Here is a 2,023-nt window from a genome sequence, read left to right as displayed (position 1 = left end):
ACAGGGGAATAGAGGTGAAGGGGGGATTTTGTTCGGTGCTAGACTGATATTTGAGTAAGCCAGACAGGAGCCAGAAAAAGATATTTATCAGAAAAGTCATGATCAAGCTAGAGGTTTAAAGACTGATCGGGTTCCAATTATGTTTATTAATAAATATTTTACACAATTCATACCAGGTAAGCAAGAGAGCTACGCCACTACTACCGAATCATTACCAACTCCTTTTTGATACCGTTCTAATTAGATAACATCAGTGTTCTTAAATATAGCATCCATTTGCAGTATTTCTGAAGGATTTTCATGGTATCGCCATTCAAATCCCTTGCCAACCATAATATATTTATTCTCTTCTAGTAGTTTGATGATTTCCCATAAATAGGGTTGCTCTCGATAAAACTGACGAAATGATAATTCAATCACTAAGTATTTGGATTTTTTTAGTAAATTCATACTGCCCTTTAAAACCTCAAGCTCAAAACCTTGAACATCTAGTTTAATTACATCAGGGATTGGTAGATCATCACTGGCATATATTGCATCTAAAATTCTAATTTCTACTTCCTCCTGATCTTGCTGGTTTTGCGAAATACTATTAGGAAAATACTTATTTTGTTTTTCAGGATCAAGAAAAGATGCTGAAGAAGTTCCTCCTTTAATTAATAACTTGTCCTCCCTTTCACCTAAACCACACTGGTACACAACTTTAGTAACCCCAGGTAAGGGTAAAGATTGCAATTTCTCTTGATACTGAGATTGGGGTTCAAAAAAAACCACGTGTTCTAAAGTGGGACTCATTTGACTTAAAACATAGGTCCAGTTACCAGCATTTGCCCCTATATCACAGAGACACTTTGGTTGAATGAATTTCAGCAATACATCTATGGTCTCAAAACAATCTATATATCTGAATATACTTGATTCACATCCAAAATATTCGATTCTTTTCGATAGCCGAAACATCCTACTCGAGAGACCTTTTAACAATTTAGCCAACAATAATTTTTGCTCCATGATAGTCTATCAATTATTTTGTAAATTAGTTTCACAAAAGGTTAGGTTAAATTGTCGAGACGCAATCGCCGCTGGTTTGATCAAGCTTATGATTGATTTTCTGGTTTAATTTGCCGAATCAAATAGCGAACTTCTGACAGCAAAACCTCAAAACGCTTGTCTGACTCTTCCTGTCTTCGCCTCACTTCATCCATATTACGCTGTTGTTGTGCAGCAATTTGGAGTAGAGCGTTTGCCGTTAATCGTACCCCGTCCATCGAATCTCTAAGGTCTGCAACCGATCCCCTCAATTCCGAAACTGAGTCTGCCAACTCATCTAGCATCTCATCGGTCCATCTCGTCCGTTCCCCATTCCTTCTTGTCATGGCTTGTTTTTCTTTCTTCTCAGTTTAACCGACTGCGTAAATTATATACACAAATATACTCGCCGTCAATTTTCCCAGATACTCTTAATCTCCTGGCTTAATTTGCCGAATCAAATAGCGAACTTCTGACACCAAAATCTCAAAACGCTTGTCTGACTCTTCCTGTCTTTGCCTGATTTCGGCAATTTCTGCTTGCCGAGCTTCATTTTCCTGCTGTTGTTGAGCAGCTATTTGTAACAGTGCTTGTGCAGTTATTCTTACCCCATCTACTGAGTCTCTGACTTCCGATACCGATTCTCGCAATTCCGAAACCGAGTCTCTGACTTCCGATATCGATTCTCGCAATTCCGAAACTGAGTCTCTCACTTCCGATACCGATTCTCGTAATTCCGAAACTGAGTCTGCCAATTCATCTAGCATCTCATCCGTCCATCTCGTCCGTTCCCCATCCCTTCTTGTCATGGCTTGTTCTTCTCCCTTCTCAGTTTCAGTAGCTGCTTAAATTAGGTTCTTCGTTACTTGGTATGGTTCGATCAGGGGGCAGAAATCGGCTAAATCCTTATCTGGCAAGGGACTTAATTGATTAGCTCGTTCTAGATTGAAAACAATTGGCAAAAATCGCAGCCATGTCTTTCTATATAAGGGTT

Annotated in this window: 3 protein-coding genes and 1 pseudogene; all 4 read right to left on the bottom strand. The window is 39.1% G+C overall.

Going from position 1 to position 2,023, the window contains the following annotated elements; translation table 11 throughout:
• Nucleotides 1–100: pseudogene (locus O9323_RS19870) on the bottom strand (ISNCY family transposase); the annotation flags it as partial.
• Nucleotides 101–240: 140 nt separating this feature from the next.
• Nucleotides 241–1,011 (bottom strand): FkbM family methyltransferase, encoded by a 771-nt coding sequence (locus O9323_RS19865; protein ID WP_002755223.1) that lies wholly within the window; start codon nt 1,009–1,011, stop codon nt 241–243.
• Between the two features lie 86 nt (nt 1,012–1,097).
• Nucleotides 1,098–1,376: a hypothetical protein gene (locus tag O9323_RS19860; protein ID WP_002755225.1), complete on the bottom strand. Its 279-nt coding sequence runs from the start codon at nt 1,374–1,376 to the stop codon at nt 1,098–1,100.
• Nucleotides 1,377–1,460: 84 nt separating this feature from the next.
• Complete coding sequence (locus O9323_RS19855) at nt 1,461–1,838, bottom strand: hypothetical protein (RefSeq protein ID WP_002755227.1); 378 nt, start codon at nt 1,836–1,838, stop codon at nt 1,461–1,463.
• Nucleotides 1,839–2,023: the final 185 nt, after the last annotated feature.

Source organism: Microcystis sp. LE19-131.1A, from assembly GCF_027532015.1.
GTDB lineage: Bacteria > Cyanobacteriota > Cyanobacteriia > Cyanobacteriales > Microcystaceae > Microcystis > Microcystis ichthyoblabe_A.
Note: the sequence above shows the minus strand (reverse complement) of the source record. Positions and strands in the feature narration are given on the sequence as shown.